Annotated in this window: 25 protein-coding genes and 3 pseudogenes; 14 read left to right on the top strand and 14 right to left on the bottom strand. The window is 60.4% G+C overall.

Annotation, left to right across the window (positions count from 1 at the left end; translation table 11 throughout):
- Nucleotides 1-4 precede the first annotated feature (4 nt).
- Nucleotides 5-1,966 (top strand): methyl-accepting chemotaxis protein, encoded by a 1,962-nt coding sequence (locus B5495_RS01125; RefSeq protein WP_079550584.1) that lies wholly within the window; start codon nucleotides 5-7, stop codon nucleotides 1,964-1,966.
- Between the two features lie 35 nt (nucleotides 1,967-2,001).
- Here B5495_RS01125 and B5495_RS01130 read toward each other — a convergent pair whose 3' ends face one another.
- Genes B5495_RS01130 through B5495_RS01140 form a run of 3 tightly spaced genes read right to left on the bottom strand, consistent with a single transcriptional unit; the run spans nucleotide 2,002 to nucleotide 5,100 of the window.
- Entirely contained in the window at nucleotides 2,002-4,227 is a 2,226-nt protein-coding gene (locus B5495_RS01130) for a PepSY domain-containing protein (protein WP_079550585.1), read from the bottom strand.
- Nucleotides 4,228-4,249: 22 nt separating this feature from the next.
- Complete coding sequence (locus tag B5495_RS01135; protein ID WP_079550587.1) at nucleotides 4,250-4,720, bottom strand: DUF2271 domain-containing protein; 471 nt, start codon at nucleotides 4,718-4,720, stop codon at nucleotides 4,250-4,252.
- Entirely contained in the window at nucleotides 4,717-5,100 is a 384-nt protein-coding gene (locus B5495_RS01140) for a PepSY domain-containing protein (protein ID WP_079550589.1), read from the bottom strand. The genes B5495_RS01135 and B5495_RS01140 overlap by 4 nt, the downstream gene beginning before the upstream one ends.
- Before the next feature lie 167 nt (nucleotides 5,101-5,267).
- Between B5495_RS01140 and B5495_RS01145 the strand changes: the two genes are divergently transcribed.
- The 3 genes from B5495_RS01145 to B5495_RS01155 all read left to right on the top strand — a co-directional run bounded on the left by B5495_RS01145 (nucleotide 5,268) and on the right by B5495_RS01155 (nucleotide 7,993).
- Complete coding sequence (locus tag B5495_RS01145; RefSeq protein WP_079550591.1) at nucleotides 5,268-5,927, top strand: response regulator; 660 nt, start codon at nucleotides 5,268-5,270, stop codon at nucleotides 5,925-5,927.
- Entirely contained in the window at nucleotides 5,924-7,249 is a 1,326-nt protein-coding gene (locus B5495_RS01150) for a sensor histidine kinase (RefSeq protein ID WP_079550593.1), read from the top strand. Before B5495_RS01145 ends, B5495_RS01150 begins: the two co-directional genes overlap by 4 nt.
- 189 nt (nucleotides 7,250-7,438) lie before the next feature.
- Nucleotides 7,439-7,993 carry a cytochrome b gene (locus tag B5495_RS01155; protein WP_079550595.1) on the top strand — a complete coding sequence of 185 codons (555 nt, stop codon included), beginning with the start codon at nucleotides 7,439-7,441 and terminating at the stop codon, nucleotides 7,991-7,993.
- Between the two features lie 402 nt (nucleotides 7,994-8,395).
- Here B5495_RS01155 and B5495_RS14870 read toward each other — a convergent pair.
- Together B5495_RS14870 and B5495_RS01165 are read right to left on the bottom strand one after the other, a co-directional pair.
- Nucleotides 8,396-8,563 (bottom strand): annotated as a pseudogene (locus tag B5495_RS14870) (transposase); the annotation flags it as partial.
- A 110-nt stretch (nucleotides 8,564-8,673) separates the two neighbouring features.
- Nucleotides 8,674-9,492 (bottom strand): AraC family transcriptional regulator, encoded by an 819-nt coding sequence (locus tag B5495_RS01165; RefSeq protein ID WP_079550599.1) that lies wholly within the window; start codon nucleotides 9,490-9,492, stop codon nucleotides 8,674-8,676.
- Between the two features lie 86 nt (nucleotides 9,493-9,578).
- Here B5495_RS01165 and B5495_RS01170 point away from each other — a divergent pair, with 86 nt between their 5' ends.
- Nucleotides 9,579-10,772: an MFS transporter gene (locus B5495_RS01170; protein ID WP_079550601.1), complete on the top strand. Its 1,194-nt coding sequence runs from the start codon at nucleotides 9,579-9,581 to the stop codon at nucleotides 10,770-10,772.
- Between the two features lie 108 nt (nucleotides 10,773-10,880).
- On the opposite strand, the gene B5495_RS01175 is transcribed toward B5495_RS01170, so the two are convergent.
- From B5495_RS01175 to B5495_RS01190, 4 genes are read right to left on the bottom strand one after another with little or no spacing between them, the layout of a single operon-like run.
- Nucleotides 10,881-11,285, bottom strand: a complete 405-nt coding sequence (locus B5495_RS01175; protein ID WP_079550602.1) for a DUF6691 family protein — start codon at nucleotides 11,283-11,285, stop codon at nucleotides 10,881-10,883.
- On the bottom strand, nucleotides 11,282-11,755 hold the full coding sequence (locus B5495_RS01180) for a YeeE/YedE family protein (RefSeq protein ID WP_079550604.1): 474 nt from the start codon (nucleotides 11,753-11,755) through the stop codon (nucleotides 11,282-11,284). The genes B5495_RS01175 and B5495_RS01180 overlap by 4 nt, the downstream gene beginning before the upstream one ends.
- Nucleotides 11,756-11,800: 45 nt before the next feature.
- Nucleotides 11,801-12,682: an MBL fold metallo-hydrolase gene (locus tag B5495_RS01185; protein ID WP_079550605.1), complete on the bottom strand. Its 882-nt coding sequence runs from the start codon at nucleotides 12,680-12,682 to the stop codon at nucleotides 11,801-11,803.
- 26 nt (nucleotides 12,683-12,708) lie between these two features.
- A complete protein-coding gene (locus tag B5495_RS01190) occupies nucleotides 12,709-13,014 on the bottom strand; it encodes an ArsR/SmtB family transcription factor (RefSeq protein WP_197685631.1) in 306 nt (101 codons plus the stop codon).
- 88 nt (nucleotides 13,015-13,102) lie between these two features.
- On the opposite strand from B5495_RS01190, the gene B5495_RS01195 reads away from it, so the two are divergent.
- Together B5495_RS01195 and B5495_RS14525 are read left to right on the top strand one after the other, a co-directional pair.
- Nucleotides 13,103-13,390: a YgaP family membrane protein gene (locus B5495_RS01195; protein ID WP_422822011.1), complete on the top strand. Its 288-nt coding sequence runs from the start codon at nucleotides 13,103-13,105 to the stop codon at nucleotides 13,388-13,390.
- Between the two features lie 235 nt (nucleotides 13,391-13,625).
- On the top strand, nucleotides 13,626-13,802 hold the full coding sequence (locus B5495_RS14525) for a carboxymuconolactone decarboxylase family protein (protein ID WP_154045159.1): 177 nt from the start codon (nucleotides 13,626-13,628) through the stop codon (nucleotides 13,800-13,802).
- Nucleotides 13,803-13,981: 179 nt separating this feature from the next.
- Here the strand turns inward: B5495_RS14525 and B5495_RS14875 are convergent.
- Nucleotides 13,982-14,161, bottom strand: a pseudogene (locus B5495_RS14875) (IS481 family transposase); the annotation flags it as partial.
- Between the two features lie 268 nt (nucleotides 14,162-14,429).
- On the opposite strand from B5495_RS14875, the gene B5495_RS01200 reads away from it, so the two are divergent.
- On the top strand, nucleotides 14,430-15,284 hold the full coding sequence (locus B5495_RS01200) for an MHYT domain-containing protein (RefSeq protein WP_079550608.1): 855 nt from the start codon (nucleotides 14,430-14,432) through the stop codon (nucleotides 15,282-15,284).
- Between the two features lie 33 nt (nucleotides 15,285-15,317).
- Nucleotides 15,318-16,067: a methyl-accepting chemotaxis protein gene (locus B5495_RS01205; RefSeq protein WP_079550610.1), complete on the top strand. Its 750-nt coding sequence runs from the start codon at nucleotides 15,318-15,320 to the stop codon at nucleotides 16,065-16,067.
- Between the two features lie 42 nt (nucleotides 16,068-16,109).
- Here B5495_RS01205 and B5495_RS01210 read toward each other — a convergent pair whose 3' ends face one another.
- From B5495_RS01210 to B5495_RS01225, 4 genes are all read right to left on the bottom strand, one after another.
- Nucleotides 16,110-16,289, bottom strand: a complete 180-nt coding sequence (locus B5495_RS01210; protein WP_079550612.1) for a hypothetical protein — start codon at nucleotides 16,287-16,289, stop codon at nucleotides 16,110-16,112.
- Between the two features lie 149 nt (nucleotides 16,290-16,438).
- Nucleotides 16,439-18,928, bottom strand: a complete 2,490-nt coding sequence (gene torA / locus B5495_RS01215) for a trimethylamine-N-oxide reductase TorA (RefSeq protein ID WP_079550613.1) — start codon at nucleotides 18,926-18,928, stop codon at nucleotides 16,439-16,441.
- A complete protein-coding gene (locus B5495_RS14530) occupies nucleotides 18,925-19,584 on the bottom strand; it encodes a TorD/DmsD family molecular chaperone (RefSeq protein ID WP_154045161.1) in 660 nt (219 codons plus the stop codon). The genes torA and B5495_RS14530 overlap by 4 nt, the downstream gene beginning before the upstream one ends.
- The gene (locus B5495_RS01225) at nucleotides 19,581-21,254 is read right to left on the bottom strand and encodes a c-type cytochrome (RefSeq protein WP_079550615.1); all 1,674 of its coding nucleotides are present in this window, start codon (nucleotides 21,252-21,254) and stop codon (nucleotides 19,581-19,583) included. Before B5495_RS01225 ends, B5495_RS14530 begins: the two co-directional genes overlap by 4 nt.
- A gap of 373 nt (nucleotides 21,255-21,627) precedes the next feature.
- On the opposite strand from B5495_RS01225, the gene tnpA reads away from it, so the two are divergent.
- From tnpA to B5495_RS01250, 5 genes and pseudogenes are all read left to right on the top strand, one after another.
- Nucleotides 21,628-21,984 (top strand): IS66-like element accessory protein TnpA, encoded by a 357-nt coding sequence (gene tnpA / locus B5495_RS01230; RefSeq protein WP_079550617.1) that lies wholly within the window; start codon nucleotides 21,628-21,630, stop codon nucleotides 21,982-21,984.
- On the top strand, nucleotides 21,981-22,316 hold the full coding sequence (gene tnpB, locus B5495_RS01235; protein ID WP_172824506.1) for an IS66 family insertion sequence element accessory protein TnpB: 336 nt from the start codon (nucleotides 21,981-21,983) through the stop codon (nucleotides 22,314-22,316). The genes tnpA and tnpB overlap by 4 nt, the downstream gene beginning before the upstream one ends.
- A gap of 75 nt (nucleotides 22,317-22,391) precedes the next feature.
- Nucleotides 22,392-23,912: pseudogene (gene tnpC / locus B5495_RS01240) on the top strand (IS66 family transposase); the annotation flags it as partial.
- A 103-nt stretch (nucleotides 23,913-24,015) separates the two neighbouring features.
- The gene (locus B5495_RS01245) at nucleotides 24,016-25,002 is read left to right on the top strand and encodes an IS481 family transposase (RefSeq protein ID WP_079550619.1); all 987 of its coding nucleotides are present in this window, start codon (nucleotides 24,016-24,018) and stop codon (nucleotides 25,000-25,002) included.
- 190 nt (nucleotides 25,003-25,192) lie between these two features.
- A protein-coding gene (locus tag B5495_RS01250; RefSeq protein ID WP_154045165.1) for an IS5 family transposase occupies nucleotides 25,193-26,046 on the top strand; the annotation gives its coding sequence in 2 pieces (ribosomal slippage) (nucleotides 25,193-25,550 and nucleotides 25,550-26,046; 855 coding nt in all).
- Nucleotides 26,047-26,095 lie beyond the last annotated feature (49 nt).

Genomic DNA, 26,095 nt, shown 5'->3' on the forward strand with positions numbered 1-26,095 from the left:
TCCAATGATGCATCTGCTGCACCGCATACCCATGGGTCGGAAATTTCTGCTGATCCTGCTGCTCCCCTTGATGGCACTGGCCTGGTTCGCCGGCAGCGGTATTGTCGAGCGACAGCGCCTGGTCACGAATATGGATTCGCTGCAAACGTTAACCGCTCTTGCCCAACGGGCGGGCAATCTGGTTCATGAACTGCAGCGTGAGCGGGGCATGTCGGCGGCGTTTATCGGCCGGGCCGACGATGCAGCAGAAAGTCGGCTGAAGGCCCAGTATGTGGCCAGCGACCGCGCTCTTGCCGCCTACCGCGATGAGCAGCAAGTCATGGGTTCGGCGGTGCTCAGCGATGCCATGGCCGAGGATATCGCCAGCATCCGCCAACAGCTGGCGGCGATGATCGATATCCGCGAACGGGTTCAGCGCCAGAACATTGACGTCAACGATGCGGTCAGCCGCTATACCAGCGTCAATGACGCCTTGCTGACGCTGGTCAGCCAGCTGACGCACATGACCGTGGATGCCGACATTGCGCGGCGGCTGGGTGCCTATGTGATTCTGCTCAAGGCCAAGGACCTGACCGGTATCGAGCGCGCTCTGCTGGCGAATGCCTTCAGCATCGACCGGATGCGCGCGCCGATGTACCGGCGACTGCTGGCCATGCAGGGCCAGGAAACCGCGTATCGGGAAAGCTTTCGTGCGCTGGCCAGCGACCGCACCAGGCAACAGTTCGCCGACTTTCTGAGCGGCGAGCAGGTCAAACAGGCAGAGCAGCTGCGCGAGGTAGCACTGGAGCGGGGAGTTATCGGCGGTTACCGCATTGATCCGGAACGCTGGTTTGACCAGCAGACGCGCAAGATAGATGGACTAAAGAAGCTGGAGGACAGCTTGGCGGGCAGCGTGCTGGCAGAAGCCGAGAGGCTGCACGGGGAAGCACGCCGGGACCTGATCGGATATCTGGTAGTAGCAGTGGCGGCCGCGCTGTTTGCCATTCTGGCCACGGCCCTGATCGTACATAGTCTCGTGCGGGCGCTGCGCGCGGCGCTGAATGATATCAATCACCGGGGCGGTGATCTGACCCGCCGCGTCACGGTGCCGGGTAGTGACGAGCTGTCGCAGCTGTACCTGGCCTTTAACGCCGCCTCTGCCGAAACCGAGGCGCTAGTGGGCAACATTCAACGCAGCGCGCTTTCGGTGGAGTTGGCCAGCGGTGAAATTGCCCGGGGTAACCAGGATATGGCTCAGCGGACCGAAGAGCAGTCTGCTTCGCTGGTGGAGACGGCCTCGAGTATGGAACAGATCACGGCAACCGTTCGGCAAACGGCCGATAATACGCGTCAGGTCGAATCCATGACCAACAAGGTGGTTAGCGAGGCCGATGAAGCCAGCCAGGTTGCCGAGCGTGCCAGCCAGGCGATGGAAGACATTCATACCGCCAATCAGGAGGTCACCAGCATTGTCGAGGCCATCGACAGCATCGCCTTTCAAACCAACCTGCTGGCGCTGAACGCCTCGGTCGAGGCGGCTCGCGCCGGTGAGCAAGGGCGCGGCTTTGCCGTGGTTGCCGCCGAGGTGCGCAAGCTGGCCAGCCGCAGTGCCGAAGAGGCCGGGCAGATCCGTCAGCTGGTGGCCAACAACGTGGCGCGGATCAATGAAGGGGAGACGCTGGTGAGCAATACCAGCGCGACGTTGGGCACCATCACCCAGGAGATTCGCCAGGTAGCCGGGCTGATTCGTGACGTTTCCGCTGCCACCGGTGAACAGTCGGCCGGTATTGAGCAGGTTAATCAGGCGGTCACCCAGCTGGAGGAAGTTACCCAGCAGAACGCCGCGCTGGTAGAGCAGGTGGCGGCCGCGAGTCGTTCGCTAGATGAGCAGGCAAGCGATATGGCGGGAATGGTTAGCCACTACACCGTTGGCGATGCACCTGCGCCGCAGGCGCATAGCCTGCTGGCCGCTAGTTCGGGCGCTTGACGCTTTACGCCGCGACGATAAAGCGCAGGGGCGGATCAATATACGTCTTCACGGTAGCGCCCCTGAGCTTTCAGCGTGGTGACGTCGATGCCCAGCGGGGCGATGATGTCATCGAGCGCCGAGATGACGCTGGTGGCCATGCCGCGCCCGCCGCAGACCAGGATCTGCGCGCCTTTGTCGATCAGCCGGCGTAACTCCGGCCCGTTGGCGGTCAGCTTGTCTTGCACGTAGGCGCGTTCGTCGATGCGCGAAAAAGCCGCATTCAACTGGGTCAGCCGCCTGTCGGTGAGATACGCGTTGAGTTCGGTCTCATAAAGAAAATCAGACTGGGGGTTACGCCCGCCCCAATAAAGGTGCATGGGGTGGTGCGTTTTGTTGTGGCGTATAAAGCCGACCAGCGGCCCGATGCCGGTGCCGGCGCCGATCAGTACGACCGGTGCCTTGCCGGATGTGGGGCGAAAGTTGGGGTTGGGCTGGATAAAGGCGTCGATAGTGCCGCCCACCGGCAGCGCATGGAGGAAGCTCGAGCACAGGCCGTGGGGATGCTGGCGCACGCAGATCTCCAGCACGCCATCCGTTGAGGCCGACGCCAGCGAATAAAAACGCGGCGTCTGACTAGCGGGCGGCAGGATGCCGACCAGGTCGCCGGCCTCGAAAGACGGCAGGCCAGTGCGTTTTAGCCAGCGGCTCAGCAGGGCGGTTTTGCCGCTAGCGGCGGGCGCCTTGAAGCGCAGTACGTCGGTCGGCGCCTGTACGCCAGCGCCGTAATCCACGCGCTCGGCAAGGGCCAGCGCCGTGGTGCGTGGGCGGGTGGGCGTATGAACTAGCGCTAGCTTAGTGCCGAGCGCCTTGCCTACCGCATTGCCCCAGCGGGTAAACGCCTGACCTGACTGCCGGTCGATGGTGTCGAGCGGCAGCAACAGCGGCCAGCCCTTGGCGGTGAGCGATGCCTCAATTTTTTTCGCGAACCCGCAGAACTGCGGAAACTGCTGATCGCCAAAGCCCAGCACGGCTACCGGGAGTTGGGGCGTATCCGTGATGTTGTCGAGCCGCGTCAGAAACCGGCTGGCCGAGGCCGGCGCGTCGCCATCGCCGTAGGTCGCGGTGAGGATGAATAGCCGTTTTGCATGGCGATAACGCGACGCCAGCTGGTTCATTGGGGCGGTGTGCACGCGGTGCCCCGCCTGGGTCAGGCTATCGTGCAGCGTCTTGGCGAAGCCCCAGGTTGTATTACCTTCGCTGCCGACGAGAATCACGCTGTCCGCGGCGTTCGCCCCGCTGTTGGCGACGATTTTCGGCCGCGAGCGGCGGCGTTTCCACCAGATCATCGCGCCGGTTATGGCCATCACCGGCACCGTCAGGGCGGACAGGCCGAGAATCAGACCCAGCCACCAAAGCCCTTCGCCGGTGTGCAGCTGATAGATGAGCGCATAAACGCTGTGAGTGGCGTCGTGGGGCTGGTAGGACAGCCATTCACCGCTGGCCTGATCGATAAACCCGGCGCCCTGATGGGTCTCCAGGGAATACATGTCCGTGGGGTCATCCGGATAGGGATAGACCAGCTCTCGCAGGTCGTTCAGGTCAGTTGCCTGCAAAACCGGCAGGGTATCGATGGCGGCGGGGGTGCCGCCGCTGACTTCCAGAGGAAAGTCGGGCTCGGCTTCCACGCCCTCGGGGGCCAGGCCGAACGTGGTGGCGGAGAGATAGGCGCCGGTTAGCCCCGAAAGTAGCAGGCCGAGTAGTGCCGCCCGCCCCAGTTCGAGGTGCAGCCGCTGGCTCAAGGTGCCGCGTATGGGGCGCAGCAGCTGGCGCCATCCGCCCAGCCGAGCGGCCAGCAGCAGCGTGCCGGAGATCGTCAGTACGATCATCGCCAGCGCCGTGATGCCAGCAACCATGCGGCCGGGCGTGTCGAGCAGCAGGGAGCGGTGCAGGTTTTTTACCCAGCGCGAGAACGACGACGGCGCATAGGGTGCAATGGCCTGCCCGGTGCGTGGATCTATGCGATCGGCGCCTACGTCACCGTCGCGGGTATAATAGACGATAAGGGTGCCCGAGGGCGTGCGTTTGATCTGCTCGGCTCCCGGGTAGTGCCTCGCCACCGTGTCCGCCAGCTCGGCGACGCTGACCTGCCCGGCGGCGGGCACGCTGGCATTCGCCCGCTCGAGCGCCGGGCTGAACGAGAGGATAGCACCGGTCACTGCGAGAACAATGGCGAACAGCGCGGCGATCAGGCCGGGTAGCGAGTGAAGCTTGCGTAGCATGGTAGTTGTGCTCCCCGGCTGGTCAGAAAGTGTAGCGGAACGACTGCACGTAGCCACGGCCCGAAACCGCCTGGCCGGCGCCCTCGGTGGTCAGCGCCACGGCGACGTCGGCGCGATTGTCGCGGTTGTCCTCGACGGCGGTGTCGACGCGTACGTCATAGCCTGCGTCGATCAGCTCATCGGCAATGTCTAGCGTGATATTCAGGGAGCGTCCGCTACCGACGCTGGCGCCGGTGAGGCCGTCATATTCGCGGCTACGCAGACCGCTGCCCCGTGCCCAGTCGCGCAGGTGCTTGTAGTACTTCGATTTTTTCCCGGCGATCCACAGCGTGTCCTGGTACTGGCCGTTGGCATCGGTAAGATAGAGCGCCATATAGGCCTCATCGCCGCCGTAGTCTTTCAGCTCGGTGGTGAAGGTGACCTCGCGCGCCAGGGCGGCCGTCGACAGCGCGAGAGTGGCAACAAGGCCAAGTGTCAGGGTGAGCTTGTTCATGGTTGATCTCCCTTGCTGGCTTTATCGGTGTCGTTCTCTGTGTCTTTTTCTGTATCTGCGCCATCGTCATCGCCGCTGTAGAGGCTGGCGGGTATTACGGCGTCTTCTTTGAACTTTATTTCCAGCTCACGCAGGCGCAGCGATGAAGGCGTGTAGTCGGCCTCGACTTTATTGCCGTGCTGGTCGAAGCCTTTGACTTCGTAGCAGCCGTCATCAACCTTGATGCGGCGCACTTCCCAGCCTTTATCTTCGAGCTGTTGTCGCAGGACATCGCGGGGTTGCCAATCGGCTACCGGGTCCTTGCAGTCATGGTCGGCGTGAGCGATGGTCGCGATGGACAGCGCACAAAGGGTCACGGTCGCGTGTAATAAGAGTTTCATTGTTCTGGTCCTCTTGGGTTAAGGCATACGGCCACTGTAGCCGGCGATTCTGACAGCAACCTGAAACGCCCCCCGCCAGGCTGGCGCAACAATTCCGGCTCCCTTCAGTTAGCCGTCAGGTCGACGCGTTAGGCTTTGGATAGCGGGAGACAAGGAGGAAGCAGGCGATGCGCATACTATTGGTTGAGGATGCCCTCATGCTGGGGGAAGCGGTACGCGATCAGGTGGCCGAAGATGGCCATGCGGTGGACTGGATGACGTGCCTTAAGCACGCCGAAGCCAGCGTTGCCACCACCGATTATGACCTGATCCTGCTCGATCTGACGCTGCCCGATGGCAATGGGGTCGACCTGCTGGGACGCTGCCGCCGTGCGGGTAATACCACGCCGGTAATTATTCTGACCGCGCGCGATCAGATTTCCGATCGTATCGCCGGTTTGAATGCCGGCGCGGATGACTACCTGGTGAAGCCGTTTGATCTGGCCGAGCTATCAGCGCGTATTGCCGCTGTGGCTCGGCGCTATGCGGGTAATCCGAACCCGCTTATCGAAGTGGGCGAGTTGGAGGTAGATCTGGTCAACCATTCGCTACGTCGCGCTGGGCATGGCATCGAGCTGACCGCCCGGGAGTGGGCGCTGTTTGAGGCATTTGTGCAGCGCCCCGAGGCGCTATTATCTCGCTCCCAGCTCGAAGATCGTCTATACGCCTTTGGCGCCGAGATAGAGAGCAATACCATCGAGGTGCATATCAGCCGCTTGCGCAAGAAGCTGGGGCGCGGCGCTATCGAAACGGTGCGCGGTATGGGCTACCGGCTGGGTCAGGCGTGAGGCGCGCGACCAGTCTGCAGCGTCGTCTGGGTTTTGGCCTGACGCTTGGGGTCACGTTGCTGTGGCTGCTCGCGACTGCGGTCACAGCGCTGGTCGTTGAGCATACGCTGAACAAGACGCTCGATAGCGTTCTGGAGGAAACGGCACAACGCCTCCTTTCGCTGGCCGTTGTCGAGATATTTAACCGTGAAGATACCGATCTGCTTCAGCAAGTGGCGGCTCTGCACCCCCATGAGGAATACATCACCTACTTGGTGCGTGGAAAGGACGATGTCCCCTTGTTGGTCTCTCACGACATTGACCTCTCGGTTTTTCCCGAAACGCCTCAAATGGGACTGCGTAGCACCGCGACGCACCGAATTTACGGTATTTCAGCCGTCAGCAATACCTTCTTTATTGAGGTAGCCGAGCCGCTGGCCTCACGCCGTCAGGCAAAATGGCAAACGCTGGGCATGTTGCTCTTGCCGTTGGTGGTTCTGATTCCCCTGAGCCTGATCGGCATCTGGTGGTTCGTACGCCATAGTCTGCGCGGGGTGCTTGAGTATCGGAATATGCTCGAAGCTCGCGGAGCAGGTGACCTATCGCAGGTGAGGGGCAAAAACCTGCCGGCAGAAATCGTACCGATCGGCGATGCAGTTAATCAGCTGTTAGAACGACTACGTCGAACGCTAGAGGCGGAGCGCAGCTTTACCGCCAACAGCGCCCACGAGCTGCGCACGCCGCTGGCCGCGACCCTGGCTCAGGTGCAACGCTTGCGCCGCGAAGTGCCCGATGGGCCAGTACAGGATCGGGCGGCGCGTATCGAGGTCTCGCTGCGCGAGCTTTCGCGACTCTCGGAGAAACTGATGCAGTTGGCCAAGGCAGAGAGTGGCGGGCTGTTGGCTGAAACACCTCAGGATATCCTGCCGATTATCAGCCACATCGTCGACGATTTTCAGCGCGCCGCCGAAACGCCGCTGGTGCTGACGCTGCCCAACGAAGCACGGGTCATGTCATCGATCGATCCGGATGCGCTGGCGATCCTATTGCGCAACCTGATCGAAAATGCACTGAAACATGGGCAGGAGAACCAACCCGTCGAGATTATCGTGTCGGGTGATGGCATGTTGCGCGTTATCAATGCGGGGGTAGTCGTGCCCCGGGAAGCGCTGCATCGACTGACGGATCGCTTTCAGCGAGGAAAGAGTCGCGCCGGCGGCTCGGGCCTGGGGCTTGCCATCGCCCAGGCGATCGCGGTGGGGGCGGGCGCCACTTTGACTCTAGCTTCCCCCGCGCCGGGCAGGATAGACGGATTCGAGGCGAGCTTTTTGCTTGCACACTGAACCTGGGGTTGTTCAGTTCGCCGGCGGGAATACGCATATCCCCTATATCTCCTGCCCCTATATATCCTGAATATATGCCGATATTACATCACGGCTTAAGCCCTCTGTCAGGTTGGGTTGTCATCATGCTGCCATGCCAGTTTGGCCTGGCTCGCAAGATACGATCACGATGATATAGGGAGAGGGACAATGTCTTATCATGACACACAGCAGCGTTACGGCGTCATCAGTCGTCTAATTCACTGGACAATGGCGCTGCTGATTCTGGCCCAATTCATGGCGCTCGGGGGTTATATCAACGATGGCGATCACTGGATTGGTAACACGATCGTTCCCTGGCACGTAGATATCGGTTTGCTACTGCTTGTCCTTGTGTCGCTCAGGATCGTCTGGATGTTAAGCCAGCGGCAACAGCGTCCTGAACTAAAGGGTCAGGGCGTCATGGCGTTGCTGACAAAAGGAGCGCATCTGCTGCTCTACCTGTGCATGGTGTTGATGCCGGTGACAGGCGTTCTGCTTATGCTGGGGGAAGGTCACGGCCTGGCGGGCTTCGGCATCGAGCTCGTTGCCGAGAGCGAGCAGGAAATGGCTTGGGCTATTGCATTAGGCCAGTGGCACGCCCAGATATCCTGGCTGTTCGTCGCGTTGGTCCTCGGCCATCTTGGGGCAGCGCTTTATCATCATTTCGTCAAACACGACGATACCCTGGCGCGTATGACGACAAAGCGCTTGGGTGATAGCTGAGTCAGGAACTTGATCGCGAGGCGGCGGAATGCGCTACCTTACGGAACCTGTCAACCTGATTCAGACAGATCGTTAGGGGACTGATGCGTTTCGTCACCGGCCTGTGCTTCACTGACATCTTCGTCGCCTCTGAGAGCTGGCTGAACAACCGCGCCACCAACCTTACCCGGGGCCGGCTGTTGGCCGTCTATATGGTGGCCATATATTTGGGGCAGGGCGGTGGTGACGCTACTGCTCGTTGACACGCTCGCCCCGGACGTCAGCTTCGCGTCGCGTATGCCCGTGAACCGGCTGTTTCGTGTTTCGGCCTTTGGTGCTGGTTTTGTACGAAAAATTGGCACGCAGACAATGGTCTGTGCACGCTAGGCATACCATGGCACGAAAACTGTGGGCCAGCTTGTCATAGCGATCTGGCAAGTCGCGCCACTGTGCCCCGGCGCAGAGAATCCACAGAATGCCGTTGAGCATCTGGCGATCATCCCGGCGTGGGCGTCCCATAGCCTGCGGCGGAGAAACGATATCTTCGATCACTTGCCAGCGCTGATCGGAAAGTTCGTAACGGCCTGCCATAGCGGTCTCCTGCTCAATCAACAGGGACAGCATAACAGCCATGACTTTTCAGACAGAACCTAGTCTTTCCTTTCGCGATACGCGTGTGCGGGTGTGTTACTGCTGTACGACTATGATGCGGGTGCACCCGTATCGTTCTGGCGCAGCCCTGCAAAATAGCGGGCGGGTGGCGTACCCAAGGCCTTTTTAAACATGGTAATAAAGGCCGTCACGGAGTCATAGCCGAGGTTGCCGGCGACCTGCTGCACCGTGGCACCCTCAGCCAGCTGGCGCAAAGCGACAAGCAAACGTAGCTGCTGGCGCCAGCGCCCGAGGGGCAGGCCCGTTTCTCGCTGCACAAGCCGTGCCAGCGAACGCTCGCTCATGGCGAGTCGGCTGGCCCACTGCGCCGCCGTGGTGCGGTCGGCAGAATTCTGCTCCAGAGCATCGGTTATCAGGCGGATTTTGGGATGTTGCGGCACCGGAAAGTGCAGCTGCTGTATGGGCGCCATGGGCAGCTGCTCCAGCAGTACTGCTGCCAAGCGCGCGGTCGGGCCTTCCCGAGGGTAGTCCGGGGCTTGCGCAAGATGCTGTATAAGCTCGCGCACCAGCGGGTTAATGGCCAGAGTGCAGCAGTGGTCGGGCAGGTTGGCGGCACCGGGTTCGATGAACAGAAAGTAAATGTGCGCGTTGGCCGTTGCGCGGTTGCTGTGCGGGACCTCACCGGGAATCCACACCGCATGCTGCGGCGGCACCATCCACCTTACCCCGGGCACATCGCATGTCACGCCGCCGTATAGCGCCAATACCAACTGCCCTTTGCGGTGTTGATGTATCGGTTGCTCCGAATCGTTCTGGTCGACGGCTACCCGTAGTGCCACTACCGGACGGTCATCAGGATCCGGTTTGAAGTTATCGAGCAAATTCGTTAGCAGGCTGCTTTTTGTCATAATTTAGCGATTGAGTGTCATTGTAGCGATATTAAAGCATGACAAGGCGGGATAAAGTACAGACCTTTCTCCCAACAGAGCGCTTCATGACTACCTCGATACATCGGCCAATGGCCAGCAAGGCGATCTTGCTGGTGGGCATTTTACTGATCGCTGCCAACCTGCGGGCACCCTTTACTGGCTTGCCACCGCTGCTCGGCTTTCTGGCAAGCGACTTCAACCTGAGCACCACGGCCGCGAGTGCGCTGACCACTTTGCCGCTGCTGGCTTTCGCCATCGTGTCGCCGCTTAGCGCTCGCGTGGCGCGCGCTCTGGGGATTGAGCGCGCGCTTTTTGTGGCACTGGTGGTGATAGCCGCGGGCATTGGGCTGCGCTCGACCGGCCCGCTGTGGGGGTTATATGTCGGTACCGGTCTGATCGGTATGGGCATTGCCGTAGGCAACGTGCTGCTGCCCAGCCTGATCAAGCGGGATTTCCCCTACCACATTGCCGCGCTGACCGGGGCGTACGCGCTGTCTATGGGTGTGGCCGCGGCGCTGTTGTCCGGCCTGGCGGTACCCATGGCGGAGCAGTGGGGCTGGAGCGGTTCGCTGGGAGCCTTCATAGTGCTGCCACTGGCAGCGCTTGCCGTCTGGGTGACTCAGCTGAAAGCCCCTGCGCCACAAGCGGCGGAGCAGCAAGCGCCGTCATCCCGTGGCATTAGCATCTGGCGTGTGGGCCTTGCGTGGCAGGTAACGCTGTTCTTTGGGCTCAACTCCACCATTTATTACGTCGGCATTGGTTGGCTGCCGGCGATACTCGCCGATGCGGGCATGTCGCCCGAACGTGCCGGCTCCGTGCACGGTGTACTGCAGTTTGCCACCGCCGTGCCCGGGCTGGTGCTGGGGTTGATTTTGCGCCATATACACGACCAACGCCTGCCCGCCGCCGGGTCGGCGCTGATGTCGGCCGTCGCTCTGCTGGGATTGATGGCGGCACCGCAGCAGGCGCTTTGGTGGTCGGTGCTGTTTGGGCTGGGCACGGGTTCAGGCATCATCATGGGGCTTACGTTTATTGGCCTGCGCACCGGTAGCGCACAGCAGGCCGCCTCCTTGTCCGGCATGGCCCAGTGCATTGGGTATCTGCTGGCCGCCGCCGGGCCGCCGATCATGGGAGTGCTGCACGACTCGCTGGGCAGTTGGACGGTGCCGTTGGGGATATGCGCCATGTTGGCGTTGGTCATCGCCGTCATGGGCCTGCTCGCCGGGCGGGATCGGCACATTGCCTGTTCTGGTAGCTAAGGTGATGCCATCGTCGCTTTCCTTTTATGCAAACCCTGTCTCCCAGGTTTTCATGGAAAGCCGGCCGCGCAAGTCCGGACAATACGGGCTGGCGCCGAGTGCTTTCAGCTAGGTTGATACCCGCGTCAGGTACCACCCGGCCACCATGGCAACGAGCATGGCGATAAGCGGGGCGCTGGGCGTGGCGATGGAGGCAATGGCCGGGCCGGGGCAGTAGCCGGAAAGCCCCCAGCCGATGCCAAACAGTGCCGCACCGCCCAACAGGCGGGTATCCAGCGTTTGGCGCGTGGGCAGTTGAAAGCGCGGGGCGAACAGCGGTGCGCTGCCGCGCAGCACCCGCCGGTAGCCGATGAAAGCGGTCACTACCGCGCCGCCAAGCACGAACGCAAGCGTCGGGTCCCAAGCGCCGGCGACGTCCAAAAAGCCCAGCACTCTGGCCGGATCGGTCATGCCCGATATGGCCAGCCCCAGCCCGAAGAGCAGCCCGGCGATGTAGCCTGAAAGCGTTTTCATGGGTTGCCTCCGAGTCCGTGGCGGACGATAAATACGGTGATCATGGCGGCGATGAGAAAGGTCAGCGTGGCCGCCAGCGAACGCGGTGAGCGCCGGGCCAGACCGCAAACGCCGTGGCCGCTGGTACAGCCGCTGCCCAGCCCCGTGCCTACGCCTACCAACAGCCCGGCGACGAGCATCAGCCCGACGCCGCCCGCCGGCTGGCCGACTACCTTACCCGGCGCGCCGGCCACGTTGCCCAGCGTACTGCCGGTTTGGGCATTGGCGAGCATCACCAGCAGCGGGCCTGTGACCATGCCCAGCACAAACGCCAGCCGCCAGGCGTTTTGCCGCTGCGGCCGGGCGGTGACCAGCGTGCTCGCGATGCCGCTAATGCCGGCAATGCGTCCCAGCGACGCCATCAGCCAGGTGGCGGAAAGGCCGATTAAAATCCCGCCAATCAGCCCCTGCAGGCCTGCTTGTATATCCATTCCTGGTCTCCCTGGACGAGTCGCTTTTAATAGGCGCTTTACCGGCTAAAAGCGGTTGAGCGGCACCTTCAAATACACCTGGCCGTTGTCTTCTGCCGGGGGCAGCTCGCCGGCGCGCATGTTGACCTGCACCGAGGGCAAAATCAGCCGCGGCATGCCCAGCGTGGCGTCGCGCTGGGTGCGCATCTTGACGAATTCGCCTTCGCTTATGCCCTCGTGGACGTGGACGTTATGCTCGCGCTGTTCGGCCACGCTGGTTTGGTGCTGGTAGGTGTCGCGGCCGGGGGCTTTGTAGTCGTGGCAGAGAAACAGCCGCGTCTCATCCGGCAGCGCCAGTACCTTGTGGATGGAGCGGTAAAGCGTCCGGGCATCGCCGCCGGGGAAATCGCAGCGGGCGGTGCCGTAGTCGGGCATGAACAGCGTATCGCCGACGAAGGCCACGTCGCCGATGACGTAGGTCAGGCACGCCGGCGTATGGCCGGGGGTCTGCAGCACGCGGCCGACAAGCCCGCCGATGGCGAAGGTGTCGCCTTCGGCAAACAGGCGGTCGAACTGGCTGCCGTCCCGGGCGAACTCGGTGCCGGCGTTAAACGCCTTGCCGAATACTTCCTGCACCACGGTGATATTGGCGCCGATGCCGGTCTGGCCGCCCAGCGTTTCGTGCAGATAGGGCGCGGCGGAGAGATGGTCGGCGTGGACGTGGGTTTCCAGCACCCATTCCACCGTCAGCCCCTCGGCGCGGATAAACTCGCTGATGGCATCGGCAGAGCGCACGTCGGTGCGCCCGGCGGCGTAGTCGAAGTCGAGCACCGAGTCGATGATCGCGCAGGCCGTGCTTTGCGGGTCGCGCACCACGTAGCTAAAGGTGCTGGTGGCGTCGTCAAAAAACGCCGTGACTACCGGCCGATCGTTAGCTGAGTCGGGCATGGAATATCCTCCATTGAAGCGTTAAATCAATCACTGGCATCAGCGCAGAACTGCTCGTAGAGCGTCTCGATTACCGCCATGGCTTTGTCGTCATGGATGCGGTAATAAATTTGCTTGCCTTCCCGCCGCGTAGCAACAAGCGCCTCCCGCCGCAGCACGGCAAGCTGCTGGGAGAGGGTAGGTTGCTCAATGCCCAGCTCGCGCTCCAGTTCGCCGACGTTCATTTCGCCCTGGGAGAGCTGGCAGAGCAGCATCAAACGGTCGGTGTTGGCCAGCGTTTTGAGCAGCCCGCGGGCCTCGTTGGCGCTGTGGCGAAGGCGTGATAGCTCCATCGAGTTCTCTTGTGGCATGGCGTTCAGGGTTTCGGTGTTGTTGGGTTATTCATTTTACTATAACACATTATGTTTTTGTTGAAAGTGTTTGTCGTCGAGGCTAGGCTGTCAGGACATTGCCCTGCTGGCGACCGATGACATGGCCAGTGGGCTTGGCCATCACCGTGACACCGTGGAGAACACCATGAGCTGCAACGTGGGAAAAACAGATAAAACCGTACGCATCGTCGTTGGTATTGCGCTGATTCTGCTGGCGCTGACCGGCGTTGTCGGCGCTTGGGGCTGGATCGGCATCGTGCCGCTGGCCACCGGCTTTTTCAGCTTCTGCCCGGCCTATCGCCTGCTGGGCCTAAACACCTGCCAGCGGAAGCGGTAGCCACGAACCCAGCCGGCGCGGCTGGGTTTGTGGCAATTCGGTGCCACTCAATCATAAGCGGGAGGCAATGCGCCATGACGCGACAAGCCACGCTCGCCATTCTGGGTGTCGGCACGGCTGGGCTTACGGTACTGAAGGAAGCGGGCGGTAGGCGTCGGCGCTGAAGCGGCGCAGCAGGATCAGGCAGGAAGCCGAGAATACCGTAGATCATGCACTGCTGGATCTGGATCTGGCGATGCTGGAAGAGCACGGCCACGTCACCGATGACGTTCTCCAGGCAGCCCATGGGGCAGGCTTGGATAACGCAACGTTGGTGGAAGTAGTGGGAATGGTCAGTGTCAATAGCCTGAGCAACTGGATGAACAACATGATTCGTCCGGCTATCGACTTTCCTGAGGTGGCGCTGGTTTAGCGATTGGCCGGCGGACTCAGCGGTAGAAAGTTAAGCTCGCCGTCCGAGCTTAACCTCGTTATTGAGAACGCCTTGCCTGTGAAGAAAGCAGAGTGATCTGCCGGATGCAGCAGTGTGATGCTCGTCCACGGGTATCGTTCTCATACAGGAGTGTCGTTCTGCTGTGAAAGCCTTGTTCCTTAGCGATCGGGGTCTGTTTGATTAATTACCCGTTTAGTTAATAGCGCTGGCCGTTTGGCTTGCCACTCATTCAACGCTTCGATCGGTGATTGATGGTGCAGCGCCTTTGGTGGGACGTGATGATTATACAGCCAGGAATAGCGGTGGAATGTCTGTTCCAAGTCATCGCCTGAGATATGCCAGCACGCCGCTGATACTTTCACGCCCAACGTCGCAGAGCCATCATGAACAACCATTTAGCGTAGATATATAGATATAGTATAGTGCCCGCTCGATACTGCTTATCGCGTCATTTCGGCGATGCGTTCTTTTCAAAACCTGAACTCACAGGCGCCCTTCATGGATTCAACGTCAATGCTACAACAGCTACAGGCGCACTTTATGTTCTTGAGCTCTGCCAACTCGGAAGAGATGGCGTTTGTGTCAGGGCAATAACGGCCCGCGCTGGTGTTATTGTCGGTCACGGTGGCCGTGGTGCTGTCGTGGGTAGCGCTACACACCGCGGATATTGCGCGCCACATGCGTAATCGCCGTTATTACCATCTGGCGATTGCCATGGCGACCGTGGCACTGGGCGGCGGCATCTGGACCATGCATTTTATCGGCATGCTGGCTTACCGCCTTCCCGCCCCCGTCGATTACTCCATGGGCCTGACGATTCTATCGGTAATACCCGCCTGCGCTGCCTCGTGGCTGGCGTTGAACAAGCTCGCGCAGGATGAATTACCGCCTATACAGCTGATGGTCAGCGGGGTGCTGGTGGGGGCGGGTATCGGTGCCATGCACTATCTCGGCATGGCCGCGATGATGACGCCGCTGGAGATGCGTTACGTGCCGGCGATTTTTGCGCTGTCGACTGTCGTGGCAGTAGTGTTGGCCATGCTGGCGCTGTGGGCGCACACCGGCCTGGGGCGGACCGCGCTTCATCCGTGGCTGCGGTTTATCCTCAGCGGCATGGTCATGGGCGCAGCGATTGCGGGGATGCACTACACCGGCATGTCGGCCGCTCGCTTTATCGGCCAGTCGGACATGGCCGGCGACATGACTTCGTCGCCCCAGACGTATACCGCGCTGATATTGGCGGCGTTTGCCATTCTGGTAGGGGCGCTGGTAGCGGCCGTGAACGGCTTGCTGCGGTCACGCGAGTTTCTGGTGACGGCGGTGGGTTCGCTCGAGCGGATCGCCCAAGCGGATCTGTCAGAGCCTGTGGAAGTGCGCGGCCGTAATGAGATGGCCCAGCTGTTTACCGCCATCCGCGATATGCAACAACAGCTGGCCGCGATTGTGGCAGAAACCTGGTAGCATGCAGACTCGGTGAGTACCGGCGTGAGCGAGATGACGGCCGGTAACGACGAGCTGAGTAACCGCACGCAACAGCAGGCGTCCAGCCTGGAACAAACGACCGCCTCGATGGAGCAGATGACCTCTACCGTTCAGCAAAATGCCGACAACGCGACCCAGGCCAATGAGTTGACCCGCAGCGTACGCAAGCAAACGGATGAAGGCACCCAGGTCATCAGTCGGGCCGTATCCGCCATGGGCGAGATTGATGCGGTGAGTCAAAAGATTACCAGCATTGTCGGCCTGATCGAGGATATTGCGTTTCAAACCAACCTGCTGGCATTGAACGCTGCCGTGGAGGCCGCACGCGCCGGTGAACAAGGGCGCGGCTTTGCCGTAGTGGCCGGTGAGGTGCGCAACCTGGCCAGCCGCAGTTCGTCAGCGGCCAGGGATGTCAAGGATCTGGTGACGGACAGTACCGCGAAGGTTCAGGAAGGCTCCCGGCAGGTTGGGCTATCGGGCCAAGTATTTGATGACATCGTGGAGTCGATTAACCGGGTCGATCATATCGTCTCGGAGATTGCGGCTGCCAGCAGCGAGCAATCCAGCGGCATCGATCAGATCAATCTGGCGGTCACGCAAATGGACAGCACGACCCAGCAAAACGCCTCGCTGGTTGAGCAGTCGGCGTCCGCCAGCCGCTCATTGAACGAGCAGGCAGAAGCGCTCAAACATCAGGTAGCGTTCTTCAAGCTTGCCGACAGCGCAAACGAGGACGTCAAGGCGTTGCCCGAAACTTGCTGAACCACGAGGGCGGAGCGCGGGCCGGGTCGTGCGTTTAGCGGATTATTCGACTAGCGTATTCTGCACCTCTAGCGTTGCCGTCTGATTGTCAAGTTCGGCGGTGTAAGAGGTAAAGTTGCCGGTACTATCGCTCGTGTTCTCAGTCCATGCTGATGCGTCAGCCAGCTCCAGCGAGTCTTCGCTATCGCCGCTGATTTTTAGCTCGTTATCACCGTCGGTCATATCGAGCACAGTCCTGCACTGTAGTGGCTAAAAACACTTGGCCACTATAGAAGCACATTCAGAATTTGCCCGGGCACAGCGTCGAGCAAGAAAAAACCGGGCCGCATTGGCGGCCCGGTTAAGGGTCAGAGCACTGCGCTATGCCAGCATCAGCCGGCGTTGCGTGGTAACGGTTGGGAAAACACCGTTATCTCGGGCAGATCATGGGTAAACTTCTCGACGTCGGCGACGCCGGTCTGCCCGCAGTTGGCCTGGGCTAGTTTGGAGGTGGCGATGCCCGGCGTCAGGACGTTGACGTCACCGTAGCTACATAGGCTGCCGATTTCACGCGGGTTGACAGGATCGAACCAGCCGCCTTCCTGAACGCGGATAACGCCGGGCATGATGTCCTTGGTGATGACCGCGCCGGCGAGCAGCTGCCCGCGATCGTTGAAGACCCGCACGACGTCGCCGTTCTTGATGTCGCGCTCCCTTGCATCCCGGGGATTGAGCCAGCAGGGCTCACGCCCCTGCACCGCATAAGTTTCACGGAAAGCAGTGCCGCAAATCTGCGAGTGCAGGCGGCCGCGAGGGTGTTTGCTGGCAATGCTCAGCGGATAGCGAGTAGTAGGGCCGTCCAGGCGCTCGATGGGCTCAAGCCAGGTCGGGTGCGGCGGGCAGTCGTCGTAGTTGTACTCGGCAATGGCCCGGGAGTAGATCTCGAACTTGCCGGTGGCCGTGCCCAAGGCGTTGAGGATCGGGTCTTCGCGGAAGGTCTGGTGCCTGACGAAGTACTTCTGCTCGTCCTTCAGCGGGAAGGCGAGCGGCTCGTTCGATTCCCAGAAGACGTCGAAGACCGGCATTTCCATGCCCTTGGCTCGGGATTCGATCTTGGCGGCCTCGTAGAACCCGCGAATCCAGTCCATCTCCGTGCGCCCCTGGGTGAATTCATAGCCCTTGCCCATCTTGTCCGCGATGGTGGCAAAGATGTCGAAGTCGTTACGCGCCTCGAACTGCGGCTCGACGATCTTCTTCATCGCCACGATATGACTCAGGGCGTAATCGCCGACTTGCTCGATGTCGTTGCGCTCGTAGGAGGTGGTCGTGGGCAGGACGATATCGGCATGCCGCGCGGTCGCGGTCCACTGGAAGTCGTTGACGATGAAGGTATCGAGCTCACGCCAGGCTCTGAGCATCTCGTTGCGATCCTGGTGGTGCGCGAAGGGATTGCCCCCCGCCCAATAAGCGAGCTTGATCAATGGCAGCTCGATTTCCCTACCGTTGAACTGCATCGTTTCACCGGGATTCAAGAGCGTTTCGACGAAGCGCGCCACCGGAATCGAGACGCTGCCGCCGCTGGCTAACCACGCTTGGCCGGAAGCCTTGGCACCGGAGGCATCATTGATGCTTTGCAGGATGGGGCTTGCATGGGTCGGCGCCCCGCCGGAAGAATAGTGATAGCTCAGGCCATAACCGCCGCCGGGCAAACCGATCTGTCCGAGCATGCAGGCCAGGGTGACGAGCATCCAGGTGGACTGCTCACCGTGGTGCTGGCGCTGGGTGGCGTAGCCGAGCGCCAGCATGGTGCGGTTATTGGCGAAACGCCGGGCCAGATCGCGAATGGTATCGGCATCGAGTCCGCAAATGTCCGCAGCCCAGTCGGCATCCTTGGATTGTCCGTCCGATTCGCCGGTCAAGTAGGGCTTGAACTCATCGAACCCGCTGGTATAGCGATCGAGGAATTTCTGATCGTGCAGGTCCTCGCTGTAGAGCGTGTGGGCGATGCCCAGCATCAGCGCGACGTCCGTCTGCGGCTTGGGCGAAAGCCACTCGCCGTCAAGATACTCGCAGGTATCGGTCTTGAGCGGATCGATGGAAATGACCTTGACGCCGGCTTCCTTGAGCGCCTCGATGCCCGGGTAGGCCCCATGATCGGCCACCTGCCAGGAGATCTGGGAGTTGTTCCTGGGATCACAGCCCCAGAACACCATAAGATCGGTATTCTCGGCGAGCACCGGGTAGGTGGTGCACTGTTCATAAACTTCGATCGACCCCGAGACGTAGGGCAAAATGACCTGAGCCGCACCAGTCGAATAGTCACCGGTACTCGAGGTAAAGCTGCCGGTCAGATTGAGCATTCTTTTCAACAAAGTCTGGCAGTTGTGAAGCCTGCCGGGGCTTTTCCAGCCATAGGAGCCGCCGAAGACCGCCTGCTGTCCATGTTTCTCACGCACGCGGGTGATTTCGTTGGCGACCAGCTCGATCGCCTTGTCCCAGGAGACGCGCACGAAATCGCCGCTACCACGACCGGCCGGATCGGCACCGGGACCCTGCTCGAGCCAGGCGCGACGCACCATCGGGTAGCGGATACGCGAGGCTGAGTAGATCGAATCCCGCACCCCCTCGAGCTGCGGCGAGGGTTGCGGATCCCCTGCCCAGGGTTTGAATTCGACGGCGCGGCCGTCCTCGACGATGCCCTTGAAGACCCCCCAGTGGCAGCCAGAGAGAATTTCCTGTCGCCCGGTCTGGGCCAGCGCGCCACGGCTTAGCAAGGACATCGAGAACGGCATGGAACCCAGCGCCACCGTGGCGGCAGAGCCCTGTAGAAAACGGCGCCGGGATAAGGCGTTGACGGAAGCATCGGGATACTTGGTACTCATGCGAACTCTCCTTCCATTCGTTCGGTCACTACTGTTTTTTCTTCCCCGAGCGAAACAGCGGTCTCGCGGATCAGGGCAAGCAGTAAATCTCCGGCGGCGGCATAAAACCCGCCGGTATCCTGGTGGGCTAGCGCCGCGCAGAAGGCCGGCACCCAGCGTTGCAGCCGGCACGTCATTTCCCGGGCGATGGTGTCTTGACCGTCGCGCAGCGCCATGGTGAGGGCCGCAAGTTCGATGGCTAGGTGGTCGGCAGGTTCGTGGCAATCGCCGCTGACATGCAGGTCGAGGGCGCGCAGCGTGGCTGCCATGTCGGGGATCGGCGTGCCGCCGAGTACCGTGCCGCTGGTGCCGGGCTGCCAAGCACTTTCGTAGGGCAGCACGGCGCGGTGCCGGAAAATCCCTTCGAACAGCGCTGTGTAGCGGCGCTGAAGCGTGACAGTCAGTGGTGCGGGCGCTTCCCCGGTAAGGGCCTGTTCCAAGGCCCGAGTCGCTTCCCGGGCATTCAGCTGTTCCCCCATTTGGACTAGAGCGTTGCGGCCGGCTGGGGCGGTGAACTCTTTCACCTGCTCGGCGGTGGGTGGGGCTATAAACACCCCGCCAAGCCAGTCTGCCCCGGCTATCAGCGCGCCAGTATCAGTTACGGTGTCACGGCTCATTGCGGCACTCCTTCACCGGCATGTTCCGGCACTGCCCTACCAGTTTCCTCGGGCGTCAGGTCGCTAGAGTGGTTCTGCAAGTACGCAAGAATCAGGCGATACTCGTCATCGCTGAAGGAAGTGAAGCGCTTCATGGACTTGAGCGTGCCAACCCACTGGTTAGCGGTGTAGTGCTCTTTATCGGGAAGCGTGTGGCAAGACGAGCAGCTGGTTTGATAAGCCTCTTGGCTGTAGCTCCATAGCTCATCCAGATCGCGATTGACCTCGTCGGCTTGGGACCAGGCCTCCAGAGTGACGGGACGCCATACCTGATCAGTATTGGGGTCGGTTTCGCTTTCGCCGCGCCGGGTGGCCTCAATAGCCTTGTCGCCCAGGGCAGCCATGATCACCCGCTGGCCCTTTTCCTGATAAATCACCGTGGGCGAGTTCTCCGGCTGCCAGCCCGTAATCTCGAACTTGAGCCTGTCGTTTTCCCGGCTCAGAACTTCAAGGGAAGCGCCACCCAGCAGCTTGCCGTCTTCGCTCTCGCCATCTTGCTCTTCTGACGAAAGATACAACGACTTGGTGCCAGCCACATAGACGTTATCGCCCACGTCAATCTTCTGTGGCTCGCTGGTCGGCAGCGGCGGCCGGTTGTCCACTATGGTGTCGAGCATCACGACTTCTTCGGTGCGGTTGGGTTCGGGCATGCCCGGAGCCGGGTTATCGATGGCCGGCAAATGGTTCAGGTATACCGCCATGGCCTGCAGGTCTTCCCAGGGCAGCTGCGAGGTGTTGTCGATGACTTCTGCCATGTCGCCGCCGGCATTGCGCCCGATCGGGTTGATGCCGGTATGCAGGTAGTTGGCGATGGAGGCGGCCGACCAGAAGCCGATGCCGGTCTCGTCCGGGGTGATGTTTGGGTAGTGGCCGGTGCCTTCGGGGTTTTCACCGCCGGCGTAGCGCTTGTCGCCGGGCACGTTACCCATGAAGGTGCGCGGCGAGTGGCATTCCACGCAGTGGCCGGCGCCTTCCACCAGGTAGCGGCCCTTTTCAAACTGCTGGCGGTCGACGCCTTCCGGCAGATTGTCAGCGCTGACGCCGACTTCTTCGGTGCTTTTGTCGTTGAGAAAGGCAAGCCGCCAGACACCGATCCCCCGGCGCAGGTTGTAGGGGAACTTGAGCTCGTGATCGGGCACTGCCTTGTCGCTTGCGGGCAGCTCCATCATGTAGGCGTAGAGGTCGCGCACGTCTTCCGGCTCCATGCGGACATAGGAGGTATAGGGAAATGCCGGATAGAGGTTTTTGCCGTCGGGCCAGATGCTGCTGGGACTGACGCCCTCGCGCAGCGCGCGGTCAAACTCGGCCAGGGACCAGCCGCCGATGCCGTGCTCCGGGTCGGGCGAAATGTTGGGCATGTGAAACTCGCCGAAGGCGGTATCCAGCACCATGCCACCGCCCAGCTGCTCGTCACTTGCCTGGTCGGTGGTAGCGTGGCAGGTGGCGCAGTCGGAGGCGACGAAGATGCGCCGGCCGTTGTCGATATCCGCCTCGCCCTCGGCGCTTTCAATATCGGGAATATCGTGTGTCGCTGACCACATCCAAGGGGAGGTCAGGACGAGGAATCCGGCGATGCCGATGATGGCTAACACCACCACCGAAACGGAAATTTTCTTGCCTTTGCTTGGCATGGATCGCTCCCATGGTTGCCGCAATGGTGATGCGCATAACTTACGCAGTATCCCGCTCGGGACCGACGGTCTGCTTCGCCAACCATCGGTGAATGACCTGGCTTCTCCTGCGCGATTTTTTCCACGCTAAAGGATAAGAGCGATAGTGATAAGAGAGGTATTGCCTCAATTGAGCTTTTATTGATGTGGATCAAAAGAAGCACGTTTTATTTTTGTCTCTTTACCTGGTTTGGTGATTTTTGTCGGCTATTATAAAAATGCTTTTTAAATGCCTCTTATTAAAAAAAGAAGGTAAGCGTCTGGTAATCCCATCTTGAGCCTGGTGCCGCAGCCGGCAAGATAGTGTCCACTTATTCCTTGGTGGACACTAATCATGAGCGACACAAGAGCACTCCGACCTTACCGCAAGCGCCGGCAATACACCCCAGAATTCAAGGCCCAACGGGTGGCTGAAAGCCAACAGCCTGGAACGTCTGTTGCCCGTGTTGCTTTGGATAATGACCTCAACGCCAACTTGCTTCGGCGCTGGATCAGCGAGGCGAAGCAAACAGGTAAAAACCTGTCGCCCGCGTTTGTGCCTATCAATGCACCGGCGGCGACGCCCCCGGTCGTAGAAAAACCGGGCACCATCCGTATCGAAATCCCCCGGGCCGGCGGCCCGGTTGTGGTGGAATGGCCAGCCGACCAGGCGCATCAGTGCGTGGCGCTTCTACGGAACCTGCTGCAATGATCCGCATCGATGAAATCTGGCTGGCCACAGAGCCATTAGACATGCGCGCTGGACCAGACACGGCGTTAGCGCGTGTGGTGCAAGTGTTCGGCTCGGCCAGGCCACACTGTGCTTACCTGTTCGCCAATAAACGCGGCAATCGGATGAAGGTGCTGATCCACGATGGTCTGGGCGTCTGGCTCTGTGCCCGCCGCCTGAATCGTGGCAAGTTCCACTGGGGCGAATCCTGGCGCGGTGATCAACTGCGTTTGACCGATGAGCAGCTGGCCGCTCTGGTTCAGGGGCTTCCCTGGCAGCGCCTGGGTGCCGCCGGCGTTATCTCGGTGCTGTAACCACACGTCGAGCCTTCTGACCATGATCAGAAGGGCGCATCGCCACGGTGGCCGTGGCTTGGCATACTGCTCACCATGTCACAACGTCCCGATCTTGACCATCTCTCCCCCGACCAGCTCCGCGCACTCGCAGCGGCGCTGTTCGATCGCGTGGAGCATAAAGATCGGACGCTCGTTCACCGCGATGCGGTTATCGAAAAACTGACTCACGAAGTGGCCATTCTCAAGCGCCACCAGTATGCCCAACGCAGCGAACAACGGGACGCGGCTCAGGGCAGCCTGCTGGATGAGCTGGTCGACGGCGACCTTGCCGCCATCGAAGCTGAACTGGCACAGCTAACCGCCGATGACGCACCGGCCCCACCTAAAAAACAGCCCAGGCGGGCGCCACTGCCGCCCGAGCTGCCCCGCACCTTGATCCACCACGAGCCTGAGAACACCCAGTGCCGCTGCGGCTGCCAGCTCAAGCGTGTGGGGGAAGACATCAGTGAAAAGCTGGATTACGTCCCTGGCGAGTTCACGGTCGAGCGCCATATTCGGGGTAAATGGGCCTGTAAACAGTGCGACACCCTAATCCAGGCGCCGGCACCGGCCCAGGTCATCGACAAAGGCATTCCGACTGCCGGGTTGCTGGCTCAAGTGCTGGTCGCCAAATACTCGGATCATTTGCCGCTGTATCGTCAGGAACGTATCTTCGGTCGCGCCGGTCTTACCATCCCGCGTTCCACCCTGGCAGCGTGGGTAGGCAACGGCGGGGTCCAGTTGCAGCCGTTGGTGGATGCACTGAGAGACATCCTTCTGCAACGCAATGTCCTGCACGCCGACGAAACACCGGTCAGCATGCTGGCCCCGGGCAAGAAGAAAACCCATCGCGCCTACGTCTGGGCGTACTGCACGACACCGTTTTCAGATCTCAACGCGGTGATTTACGCGTTCGCCCCCAGCCGCGCCGGTGCGCACGCTCGTACCTTCCTGGGCGACTGGCAAGGCAAGCTGGTCTGCGACGATTATTCAGGTTACAAGGCCGGCTTCGGTAACGGCATCACCGAAATCGGCTGCATGGCTCATGCCCGCCGCAAGTTCTACGACCTTCACCAGACCCATAAGAGCACCCTTGCGGCACAAGCGCTCGAATACATCGGTCAGCTGTACCAGATCGAGCGGGAAGCCAAAGACCTGCCCCCGGATAAACGGCAGTCCATCAGAGATAAAAAGGCCCGGCCCATTGCCGATGCGCTGCATCAATGGATGCTGGCTCAACGACAGAAAGTGCCGGATGGTTCCGGCACCGCCAGGGCGTTGGATTACAGTCTCAAACGCTGGAAAGCGCTGACGCGCTATCTCGATGATGGCGCGGTGCCTATCGATAATAACCGGGTGGAAAACCAGATACGCCCGTGGGCACTGGGGCGTTCCAACTGGCTGTTCGCGGGCTCACTGAGAAGTGGCCAGCGTGCGGCGGCGGTGATGACGCTAATCCAGTCCGCCAAGCTCAATGGGCACGACCCGTATGCCTATCTAAAAGACGTGTTGACGAGGCTGCCGACGCAGAAGAACAACGCCATTGATGAGTTGCTACCGCACAACTGGAAACCGACGGTCATTAGCTGTAGAGCCCCGGATGATAGATTAAGCCATAGGAGTTATCCTCTGTTGGCAGCGCGCGACCTCATTGCGCAATTTATCCAGGAGCAGCGAGATGGATATCAAACTGCATAAAACGGCCACTACAACACCACGCACCCGTCAGGAGATTCAGCAAGCGCCGACGGCAGTCAGCGATAGTGAATTGGCCCGGCGCTATCATGTGTCGTGTCCCACCATTGCCCGATGGCGCTATCGCACGACTCAGCATGACCGCTCGCACACGCGCCACCATCTGCTGACAACCCTATCGCCGGCACAAGAAGAGATCGTGGTGGCACTGCGCGAGTCCCTGCGCTTGAGCGTTGACGATTTGCTGACAGTGGCCAAGGAGTTTCTCCATCCCGACCTGTCGCGCTCTGCTCTTGAACGCCTGCTGAAACGCCGTGGTTTGCCTAGCCTTGCCACCTTGAACAAGCAGGAGAAGGCAGCTCAAAAACCGCCTTACAAGCCGTTCAAGGACTATGAGCCGGGCTACGTTCATGTTGACGTCAAATACCTTCCCAAGATGCCTGACGAAGACCAGAGGCGTTATCTCTTCGTGGCTATTGACCGGGCAACCCGCTGGGTTTATCTGGAGGTGCGTCAACATCAGTCCGCCAACGATGCTGAGGTCTTTTTACATCACGTTCGCGAGCAAGCCCCGTTCAAAATCAAAACGTTGCTGACAGACAATGGCAAGTGTTTCACTGACCGTTTTGCGGCAGGGGGAGAACGTCGACCTACTGGCAAACATCGGGTGGATCAGTTCTGTGAGCATCACGCGGTGGAGCACCGTCTGATACCCCCTTACCGGCCGCAAACTAACGGCATGGTAGAGCGCTTCAATGGCCGCATCAGTGATGTGTTGAATACGCACCGATTTGACTCTCGGGATGACCTAGAGACCACGCTCAAGCGCTATAACTGGTTGTATAATCACCATATCAATCAAAAAGCCTTGCACCACCGGACGCCGATTGGTGCAATGAAGCAATGGCAGCAAGATCGCCCCGAATTATTCCGGAAACGCGTAATTAATCATGCGGGACCCGACAATTAGCAAGGCGTGATGGCCGGACGCTTACAAAAGAAGTATTCGATTTACCTTTTAAGAGAGTTACTGTTCTTTCAAGCCTACCTCTGTCAACGCTTGCCTATCAGTACTTATCGACAAAAAAGCAGCTCCGCTAGGTTCTGTCCGAAAAGTCATGGCTGTTATGCTGTCCCTGTTGATTGAGCAGGAGACCGCTATGGCAGGCCGTTACGAACTTTCCGATCAGCGCTGGCAAGTGATCGAAGATATTGTTTCTCCGCCGCAGGCTATGGGACGCCCACGCCGGGATGATCGCCAGATGCTCAACGGCATTCTGTGGATTCTCTGCGCCGGGGCACAGTGGCGCGACCTGCCGGAGCGTTATGGTCCGTGGAAAACCGTCTATCAGCGCTTCCGACAGTGGCGTGACGACGGCACGTTCGACCACATTCTGTCCCGCCTACATCTGCGTCTGCGTGAAGATGGCTATATGGACCTCAATACTTGGATGGTGGATTCGACGTCCATCAGAGCAACCCGGTCGGCCAGCGGTGCCGGCAAAAAGGGGGGTCAATAGAACCGCTGGATCATGCACTCGGCCGCAGTCGTGGCGGGTTGACCACGAAGATCCACCTGCTGTGTGACAGCCAGGGCGTTCCCATCACATTTTCTTTGTCTGCAGGCCAGCGCGCGGATTCGACCTACTTAACGGAGCTACTGGAGAAGGTTCGATTGCCGGGGCGTGCGGGTCGTCCTCGCAAGCGCAGCCGCTATCTTGTGGCGGACAAGGGCTACGACAGCGATGCATTACGACATTACTGCACACGTTACGGTATGCGCCCGATCATCCCCAGACGGCGCATGCATCGACGCCCGAGGCCAGGCCTGCCGCATCAGTTTGATAGACCCAAATACCGTCAGCGCAACGTGGTAGAGCGTCTGTTTGGCTGGCTCAAGGAAAAGCGTCGGCTGAATACTCGCTACGACAAGCTTGCCAGCAGTTACAGAGCGATGGTCACGCTGGCCTGCATCGAACGATGTATGAGGGTCGACTTTTCAGACAGAACCTAGGCACACACGCAACAAAAAAGGCAGACCAGTAAGTAACTGATCTGCCTCT

This window comes from Vreelandella subglaciescola (assembly GCF_900142895.1).
Classification (GTDB): domain Bacteria; phylum Pseudomonadota; class Gammaproteobacteria; order Pseudomonadales; family Halomonadaceae; genus Vreelandella; species Vreelandella subglaciescola.

Coding starts and splice junctions, on each gene's coding strand:
- B5495_RS14530 (WP_154045161.1), bottom strand. CDS start 19,584: ATGAGCCGTGACACCGTAACTGATACTGGCGCGCTGATAGCCGGGGCA.
- torA (WP_079550613.1), bottom strand. CDS start 18,928: ATGAGTACCAAGTATCCCGATGCTTCCGTCAACGCCTTATCCCGGCGC.
- B5495_RS14525 (WP_154045159.1), top strand. CDS start 13,626: ATGCTGGAAGAGCACGGCCACGTCACCGATGACGTTCTCCAGGCAGCC.
- B5495_RS01245 (WP_079550619.1), top strand. CDS start 24,016: ATGGATATCAAACTGCATAAAACGGCCACTACAACACCACGCACCCGT.
- B5495_RS01175 (WP_079550602.1), bottom strand. CDS start 11,285: ATGAAAACGCTTTCAGGCTACATCGCCGGGCTGCTCTTCGGGCTGGGG.
- B5495_RS01165 (WP_079550599.1), bottom strand. CDS start 9,492: ATGACAAAAAGCAGCCTGCTAACGAATTTGCTCGATAACTTCAAACCG.
- B5495_RS01225 (WP_079550615.1), bottom strand. CDS start 21,254: ATGCCAAGCAAAGGCAAGAAAATTTCCGTTTCGGTGGTGGTGTTAGCC.
- B5495_RS01140 (WP_079550589.1), bottom strand. CDS start 5,100: ATGAAACTCTTATTACACGCGACCGTGACCCTTTGTGCGCTGTCCATC.
- B5495_RS01190 (WP_197685631.1), bottom strand. CDS start 13,014: ATGGAGCTATCACGCCTTCGCCACAGCGCCAACGAGGCCCGCGGGCTG.
- tnpB (WP_172824506.1), top strand. CDS start 21,981: ATGATCCGCATCGATGAAATCTGGCTGGCCACAGAGCCATTAGACATG.
- B5495_RS01180 (WP_079550604.1), bottom strand. CDS start 11,755: ATGGATATACAAGCAGGCCTGCAGGGGCTGATTGGCGGGATTTTAATC.
- B5495_RS01145 (WP_079550591.1), top strand. CDS start 5,268: ATGCGCATACTATTGGTTGAGGATGCCCTCATGCTGGGGGAAGCGGTA.
- B5495_RS01185 (WP_079550605.1), bottom strand. CDS start 12,682: ATGCCCGACTCAGCTAACGATCGGCCGGTAGTCACGGCGTTTTTTGAC.
- B5495_RS01125 (WP_079550584.1), top strand. CDS start 5: ATGATGCATCTGCTGCACCGCATACCCATGGGTCGGAAATTTCTGCTG.
- tnpA (WP_079550617.1), top strand. CDS start 21,628: ATGAGCGACACAAGAGCACTCCGACCTTACCGCAAGCGCCGGCAATAC.
- B5495_RS01210 (WP_079550612.1), bottom strand. CDS start 16,289: ATGACCGACGGTGATAACGAGCTAAAAATCAGCGGCGATAGCGAAGAC.
- B5495_RS01205 (WP_079550610.1), top strand. CDS start 15,318: ATGACGGCCGGTAACGACGAGCTGAGTAACCGCACGCAACAGCAGGCG.
- B5495_RS01130 (WP_079550585.1), bottom strand. CDS start 4,227: ATGCTACGCAAGCTTCACTCGCTACCCGGCCTGATCGCCGCGCTGTTC.
- B5495_RS01170 (WP_079550601.1), top strand. CDS start 9,579: ATGACTACCTCGATACATCGGCCAATGGCCAGCAAGGCGATCTTGCTG.
- B5495_RS01135 (WP_079550587.1), bottom strand. CDS start 4,720: ATGAACAAGCTCACCCTGACACTTGGCCTTGTTGCCACTCTCGCGCTG.
- B5495_RS01155 (WP_079550595.1), top strand. CDS start 7,439: ATGTCTTATCATGACACACAGCAGCGTTACGGCGTCATCAGTCGTCTA.